The organism is Mycobacterium sp. (assembly GCF_049585075.1).
Lineage (GTDB): Bacteria > Actinomycetota > Actinomycetes > Mycobacteriales > Mycobacteriaceae > Mycobacterium.
On sequence record NZ_JBAUZA010000155.1, the window covers coordinates 21,714 to 28,410 of the forward strand.

At 65.9% G+C, this 6,697-nt stretch carries 8 protein-coding genes; 6 read left to right on the plus strand and 2 right to left on the minus strand.

What is annotated here, in order from left to right; translation table 11 throughout:
• The first annotated feature begins 75 nt into the window (after nucleotides 1-75).
• The 4 genes from WB785_RS07340 to WB785_RS07355 are packed head-to-tail and all read left to right on the plus strand — an operon-like array spanning nucleotide 76 to nucleotide 2,127.
• Nucleotides 76-513, plus strand: a complete 438-nt coding sequence (locus WB785_RS07340; RefSeq protein ID WP_424078169.1) for a tautomerase family protein — start codon at nucleotides 76-78, stop codon at nucleotides 511-513.
• Nucleotides 514-522: 9 nt separating this feature from the next.
• Nucleotides 523-1,518 carry an LLM class flavin-dependent oxidoreductase gene (locus tag WB785_RS07345; protein ID WP_424078170.1) on the plus strand — a complete coding sequence of 332 codons (996 nt, stop codon included), beginning with the start codon at nucleotides 523-525 and terminating at the stop codon, nucleotides 1,516-1,518.
• 57 nt (nucleotides 1,519-1,575) lie between these two features.
• The gene (locus WB785_RS07350; RefSeq protein WP_424078172.1) at nucleotides 1,576-1,893 is read left to right on the plus strand and encodes a DoxX family protein; all 318 of its coding nucleotides are present in this window, start codon (nucleotides 1,576-1,578) and stop codon (nucleotides 1,891-1,893) included.
• A gap of 33 nt (nucleotides 1,894-1,926) precedes the next feature.
• Nucleotides 1,927-2,127: a hypothetical protein gene (locus WB785_RS07355; RefSeq protein WP_424078173.1), complete on the plus strand. Its 201-nt coding sequence runs from the start codon at nucleotides 1,927-1,929 to the stop codon at nucleotides 2,125-2,127.
• Nucleotides 2,128-2,131: 4 nt separating this feature from the next.
• Here WB785_RS07355 and WB785_RS07360 read toward each other — a convergent pair whose 3' ends face one another.
• Nucleotides 2,132-3,670 (minus strand): molybdopterin-dependent oxidoreductase, encoded by a 1,539-nt coding sequence (locus WB785_RS07360; protein WP_424078175.1) that lies wholly within the window; start codon nucleotides 3,668-3,670, stop codon nucleotides 2,132-2,134.
• A gap of 102 nt (nucleotides 3,671-3,772) precedes the next feature.
• Between WB785_RS07360 and WB785_RS07365 the strand changes: the two genes are divergently transcribed.
• Together WB785_RS07365 and WB785_RS07370 are read left to right on the plus strand one after the other, a co-directional pair.
• The gene (locus tag WB785_RS07365) at nucleotides 3,773-4,522 is read left to right on the plus strand and encodes a VOC family protein (RefSeq protein ID WP_424078176.1); all 750 of its coding nucleotides are present in this window, start codon (nucleotides 3,773-3,775) and stop codon (nucleotides 4,520-4,522) included.
• On the plus strand, nucleotides 4,519-5,340 hold the full coding sequence (locus tag WB785_RS07370; RefSeq protein ID WP_424078177.1) for an enoyl-CoA hydratase-related protein: 822 nt from the start codon (nucleotides 4,519-4,521) through the stop codon (nucleotides 5,338-5,340). Before WB785_RS07365 ends, WB785_RS07370 begins: the two co-directional genes overlap by 4 nt.
• 27 nt (nucleotides 5,341-5,367) lie before the next feature.
• Here WB785_RS07370 and WB785_RS07375 read toward each other — a convergent pair whose 3' ends face one another.
• Nucleotides 5,368-6,531, minus strand: coding sequence for an LLM class flavin-dependent oxidoreductase (locus WB785_RS07375; RefSeq protein WP_424078178.1), 1,164 nt, complete (start codon nucleotides 6,529-6,531; stop codon nucleotides 5,368-5,370).
• Between the last annotated feature and the right edge of the window lie 166 nt (nucleotides 6,532-6,697).

The following is a 6,697-nucleotide window of genomic DNA, read 5'->3' on the forward strand; positions in this document are numbered from 1 at the left end:
ACGCATGCTCTCTTGGAGTCGCCCAAACCTTAATACCCTTGACCGCAGGCCGACCTTCAACGCCGAGGTGATGCAATGCCGATGATCGATTTGACTTACGTGCATGGCTCATTGGACGACCCCGCGCTGGCACAGCTGACCGAGGAGCTGGTCACGGCGCTGCTGCGGGCCGAACGAGCCCCGGACACCCCATTTCTGCGAGAGAACACGCTGGTCTACCTGCACCCGTCGGACGCGGACGCCCAGTTGGTGGGCGGCCGCGGCTCGGGCGAGCCTCGATTCCGCATCGAGATGACGGTGTTCGAAGGCGCACTGTCCCAAGATCGCAGGGAACAGCTCGCGGCTGACGTGCATGCCGCCGTGTGCGCCGCGGCGGGAATTGACCCCGAAGGCCCACGGGCCCTGCAGGTCTGGACGCTGATTCACGAGATCCCCGAAGGCAATTGGGCCGGCGGCGGCAAGATCATCTACTACCGGCAGGTCAAAGGCCTGGTCGCCGACGACGCGCAATAGGGTCGGAGAATGGACATCTCTTGCGCGTTCGCGACCTCGTCCGATACCCCGGCACATGTGCAGCTTGCCGAAACGCTCGGCTACCGGCGAGCGTGGCTCTATGACTCCCCCGCGATCCTTTCCGACGTGTGGATGATCCTTTCCCGTTGTGCCGAACGCACGTCGCGCATCGGCCTCGGGCCGGGCGTGCTCGTTCCCAGCTTGCGCCACCCCATGGTCAACGCCGCCGCCATCGCCGAGCTCGCAGACCAAGCGCCGGGTCGCGTCGCGGTAGCGGTCGGCTCGGGCTTCACCGGCCGGTTCGCGCTGGGCATGCAGCCCATGCCGTGGCGCCAGGTCGCTGAATACGTCCGATGCTTGAAGGCTCTACTGGCCGGCGAAACAAGCGAATGGGATGGCGCGAAAATTCGCATGCTGCAGCTACCCGGCTTCGGTGCGGCGCGACCGGTCAACATCCCGATCTTGATCGGCGCGGACGGCCCGAAGGGCCTGGCGGTGGCGGCCGAACTCGGTGAGGGCGTGTTCTCCGCCGCCGTCCCCCAACCCGATGCGGTCAAGGTGGCCGACTGGAGGGCGCTGCTGTCATTCGGCACCGTGCTCGACGAGGGCGAGCAGCTGACCTCTGCTCGGGTCGTCGACGCCGCCGCACCTGGAGCGGTGGTGATGTATCACGCCGCCTACGAGCGCGGGGGCGCTACCGCAGTTGACAGGCTGCCGGGCGGGCGTGAGTGGCGTCAAGCGATCGAGGCCTGTCCGGAGACCGAGCGGCATCTCGCAATCCACGAGGGACATCTGGTCAAGGCCAACCCACGGGACGAGCCACACGTCGGCAACCTGATTCCGTTGGCCAGCGCCACGGCTTTGGTGGGGACAGCGCAGCAGGTATCGGAGCGCGTGGCCGGGCTAAGCGCAGCTGGTGTCACCGAACTCGTATATCAGCCAGCTGGATCCGACATCGGGCGCGAACTCCGTGCGTTTGCGGCTGCGACTGGACTTCAGGGCTGACAGACGCAGCGCAAGTATTACGGTGTGGTGATGATTGCCGAAGTAATCGTTACGGCCTTGCTCGCCGCGCTTTTTGCCTTTGCCGGTCTGATCAAGCTTTTCGGGGCCCGGCAATCGCTGGCGATCCGCGACCATCTCGGCGTTAAGCCCGCGCAATGGCGCGTGATCGGGCTGCTCGAGCTGGCCGGCGTCACCGGTGTGTTGGTGGGTCTGGCCTGGGCGCCGATCGGCGTCGCCGCCGCCATCGGGCTTTGTCTACTTACGTTGGGCGCCATCGTTTTTCACGGACGCGCATCCGACAGCGCCACTGATACGGCTCCGGCGGTGATCGGCCTGGGCCTGGCGGTCGCGACCGTGATCCTGCAATCGGTCTAACCGCATCCGCTCTCCGGCGCATACGATCCGTGTATGAGAAGGACTTTCGTCGTTACATTGGCGTTCGGTGTGCTCCTCGCATTGTTCGGTGTGATCTGGGCGCTCCAAGGATTCGGAGTGCTTGGTGGTAGCCCGATGAGCAACACAACGACCTGGTCAATCATCGGTCCGATCACCGTACTGGTCGGCCTCGTTATCGCGGTGTTCAGTTGGCGGAAGCTCTCGTCGAAATAGCGCTTTACGTTCCCGCCACGGTGAAGTCCACCGTGTGCCAGCCGGTGGCGCCGTCTGGCACGGGACCAACCTGAGCTGAAGTTTGGACAGCGCCGGTGTTGTCGGTGGCGCGCACGGTGATGGTGTGTTTCCCAGGGCTTTTCGCCTGCCAGGGGAAGCTCCACAACCGCCACGTCTGGTTGGAGTAGCTCGCGCCCGGTAGAGCGGGCTGCCACGCGCCATCGTCGATAAGGACCTCCACCGCCCCCACGCCACGATTCTGTGCCCACGCGACACCGCCAAAGACCACCGGTCCGATCGGCACCTTCTGACCATCTTTCGGCACGTCGATCCGCGACTCGGTCTTGATAGGTGCACGCGGTGCCCAGCCCTGCCGCGTCCAATACGCCTTTGCTCTGTCGAAGCGGGTTAGCTCCATCTCGACGACCCACTTGGTGGCCGACACGTACCCGTAGAGCCCGGGCACCACCAGCCGGGCCGGGTAGCCATGCTCGATTGGCAGCGGCTGACCGTTGAGTCCGACCGCCAGGAGCGCGTCGCGGCCATCGGTGAGCGCCTCCACGGGCGTGCCGGCGGTGAACCCGTCGATCGAGGTCGAGAGCACCATATCGGCATCCGCATGCACACCGGCCGCTGCCAGCAGATCGGCCACCCGGTAGCCCGTCCATACTCCCGTCGAAATCAGTTCGCCTCCAACAGGATTCGATACGCAGGTCAACGTCATCACCATTTCGACGACGCCGAAGTGGGCGAGATCGTCGAAGCTGTAGGTCGCTTCGCGATCCACCATGCCGTGGATGCGCAGCCGCCAGTCGCCGTGGCTGAGTTGGGGAATACTCAGTGCGGTGTCCACCCGGTAAAAGTCGGCGCTGGCGGTGATAAAGCTTGGTAGCGCAACGCCGTTCGGCTGCACTGCAGCAGGTATTGGTGGCGCCGGCATGCGCGGTCGGGGAAGTGCGAAGCTGTTGCGGTCAGCGGCCACCGAATGCGCCAACCGCGTGATGACGGCACCGGCCACGCCGCTCACCACTCCGAATCCGAGCAACCCGAGCATGATTAACCTGCGCCGGCCGGAATCCGGCTGGTCGTGTTCGACGTTGTCTTCCGGGTCTCCCAGGAATCGACGGGTGAGCAAGCGCAGCGTCGTGACGCCGCACGCGGCGCCCGCGACAGTGGGGATGACGTCGACGGCTGTGCCGCCCGGTCGCGACAGCACCGCAATGCATCCGAGAACGCCCGCCGCGGCGATTGCGACGCTACCGAGCGGGCGGCGCCGAGTCTCGAACGTCCCGGCGATTGCAGCGATCGCGGCGATCACCACGAGCACGACGACGGCAAGGAAGGGTTTGTCCATCGAGCCCAAGGTCTGAATCGCCCATTCCTTGATGGGCCCCGGCGTCAGGTCGACGACCGTTGAGCTGATCGCATTGCGGGCATCGGCCCGCGCACCAAACGGGATGCCCACCAATTGGGCCACGCCGAGCGAAACGGATGCGGCGGCGACCCCGGCAATCATCCGCTCGTTGGACGGGACGACGGCCATCGGAGTCACTGTACTCGCGTTCCGGCGAACGGCCGGAAACAGCTTGCCGTGCAGGCGAACCCGCGTACGGTGGTCCTACGTCGTTGCCATTGGAGGGTGTTTATGCCCGATTCACTGACCGGTCCTCGTCTGCGCCAGGTGGCGTTAGTTGCCCACGATTGCGAGAAGACCGCCGCTGCTCTCCAGCAGACCTTTGGCTGGCCGAACCCGTTCAATGATCCGGGGGTCGGCGAGTTCGGCCTGGTCAACGCGGTGTTTCCGGTGGGCGACACCTTCGTGGAAGTCGTCTCTCCCGCGCAGCCCGATACCACCGCCGGACGCTACCTGGCTCGCCGCGGGTCGGACAGCGGTTACATGGCGATATTCCAGATGCCCTCGCTCGAAGAGGCTCGCCGGCGGGTGGTGGATCTGGGAGTCCGCGTGGTCTGGAAGGTTGACCTCGAGGACATCGCCGGCACCCACCTGCACCCCAAGGACATCCCCGGGGCGATCGTGTCCCTCGACTGGGCGTCGCCCACCGGCTCGTGGCGCTGGGCAGGACCAGCATGGACGGGGGCCGCGCCCGATCACCCGGCCGGCGGCATCGCGGGCATCACTGTCGCGGTGGAAGAACCGGCCGCGGCGGCTCAGCGGTGGGCCGGGGTTCTTGGGCTCGACGCGGAGGTAGACGGCGGGGCAGTCGTTGTCCGGCTGGACTCGGCCGGCCAAGCTTTGCGGTTCGTCTCGGCGGCGGACGGCAGGGGCGAAGGCATCACCGAAGTTTGGTTGACACCGGGCCTGGGGGGCTTGGCCGACGGTGACGGGCCGGTCGCCGAGATAGCCGGAGTTCGTTTCGTGGTGGGTGCGCCGTGACGGCCCTCGATACAGGATCCGAAGACCTCCTGGCCGAGGTCGACGAAGGCGTGGCGGTGATCACCATGAATCGGCCCTCGCGGCGGAACGCCTTCTCCGATGAGATGCTCGCGGCGTTGGGGCGAGTCCTGGCCGAGGTTGAAGTCAGCGATGAGGTCGGGTGCGTGGTGCTGACCGGAGCCGGTGGTGCCTTCTCGGCCGGAGGCGACGTCAAGGCCATGGCGGACCGCGGATCTTCAGGCGGACCGTCCGTACCGGTGGACGTCGCGATCCACCGCCAGCGGCTGAACCAGCAGGCGACAAGCGGGAAGCTGTGGCGGATGCCCAAACCGACGATCGCCCAGGTCCCCGGCCCGGCGGCTGGCGCGGGGTTGGCGCTGGCCTTGGCGTGCGATCTCAGGTATGCGGCCGACACCGCCATCTTCACCACCGCGTTCGCCCGCGTCGCCTTTGCCGGCGACTACGGCGGAACCTGGTTTTTGACCAGGCTGGTCGGCCCGGCCAAGGCCAAGGAGCTGTACTACTTCTCGGAGCGGCTAACGGCGGGTCAGGCCGAGGGGTTGGGTTTGGTCAACGCGGTGTTCCAGGCGGGCGACCTCGAGAAGGAGGTGATGGACCGGGCCCGGAGGCTGGCCCAGGGTCCATCGATCACCTACCGCTACATCAAGGAGAACCTCAACCGGGCGGTACACGGAAGCCTCGAGGAGTGCATGGACCTCGAGGTCACGCATCACATCCACACCGGGCTTACCGACGATCACCGTGAGGCGGCGCTGGCGTTCGTCGAGAAGCGGGAGCCGCGCTTTCGCGGTCGCTGAACCGCGCAACGTTCTCGCGAAAGTTGGTTATTTCGAACCGATTTCGTCCTGGTACTTCTTGGTCATGTGCGCGACGGCTTGGTTCTGCGACTCCGCGAGGCCTTCCCGTGCCTCGCTGGCACGCGCGGCGGCATCCAGCGTCGGCTGCGCCTGACCCTGGAAATGTGGCATCACTTCGGCGGCGAACAGTTCGGCTGACCGTTTGGTCGCCGCCGGGTTGGCCCATTCGTGAGCCATCTGCAGCATGCAGCCGAACCCGCCGGATTGATCCCACATCCGCTGCACCTGTTGCCGCGCTCGCTCGGGTGTGCCGATCACACCCGCCCCGTTGTCGTTGATGACGTCGATCATCTCGTTGATCTGATCACCCGGCATGGTCATCTGCGGGAACGCGGCCACCTTCTGGAAGTACCGGAACCATGACTCGAGGCCGAATTTCACGTCCTCGCGGGCTTGCTTTTCGGTTTCGGCGATGTGGAACGGCCCGACCAGGCTCCAATTCTTGCGATCGACCTGGGTACCGAATGCCGCCGCGCGCTCTTCCACGATGTCCCAGTGATACTGAAGCGCATTGAAGCCCTCAATAGTCAGCGTCGCGCCGATGGACAACAGGCCGATTCCGTGCTTGCCGGCCAGCCGCGCGCCCGTCGGCGAGGCGACCGCGGCCACCGCCAACGGAATGCCGCCGTCGGAGTACGCAGAGAGTTGCAGCTGGGCGTCGAACAGTTGATGCGTGGCGGTTTTTGCGCTGACCGTCTCCCCCGCTAGCAGCCGAACGACGATGTCGAGATTGGTTTCCAGCAGCTCACGGGTGTCAGTCGGGGTCAGGCCGATCATCGACGAGTCGGTGGGGAGCGAGCCCGGCCCCACGCCACCGATGACCCGGCCGTGGGTGAGGTGATCCAGCATCATCAACCGGTCGGCGACCCAGAGGGGGTTGTGGTAGGCGAGCGAGATGACCCCGGTGCCGAGCTTGATCCACTTGGTTCGTTCCGCGGCGGCGGCGATGAAGATCTCCGGCGAGGCGATGAGTTCGCTGCCCGCCGAGTGATGCTCGCCAATCCACGCCTCGTCGAAGCCGAGCGCATCGAGGTGTTGGACGAATTCGAGATCTCGCTGCAACGCCAGAGTCGGGTTGGTGCCCGCGCGGTGAAACGGTGCGATGAAATACCCAAATCTGAGCTTGGCCACGTGAGCTCCCTTAGCAGTCGAGTTGTCCGAACCCTAAACCCGCCGGGCAACCCGCGGCCAGCGAACCCGTGACTAGCTCAGCCGCGCTGGCCGATCACGGCCAGCCGCCACACCCAACGCCGGGCACGCAACCACCGCCACCGCCCGGGCCGCCGCCGCCGCTGGG

Coding starts and splice junctions, on each gene's coding strand:
- WB785_RS07340 (WP_424078169.1), top strand. CDS start 76: ATGCCGATGATCGATTTGACTTACGTGCATGGCTCATTGGACGACCCC.
- WB785_RS07345 (WP_424078170.1), top strand. CDS start 523: ATGGACATCTCTTGCGCGTTCGCGACCTCGTCCGATACCCCGGCACAT.
- WB785_RS07355 (WP_424078173.1), top strand. CDS start 1,927: ATGAGAAGGACTTTCGTCGTTACATTGGCGTTCGGTGTGCTCCTCGCA.
- WB785_RS07360 (WP_424078175.1), bottom strand. CDS start 3,670: ATGGCCGTCGTCCCGTCCAACGAGCGGATGATTGCCGGGGTCGCCGCC.
- WB785_RS07365 (WP_424078176.1), top strand. CDS start 3,773: ATGCCCGATTCACTGACCGGTCCTCGTCTGCGCCAGGTGGCGTTAGTT.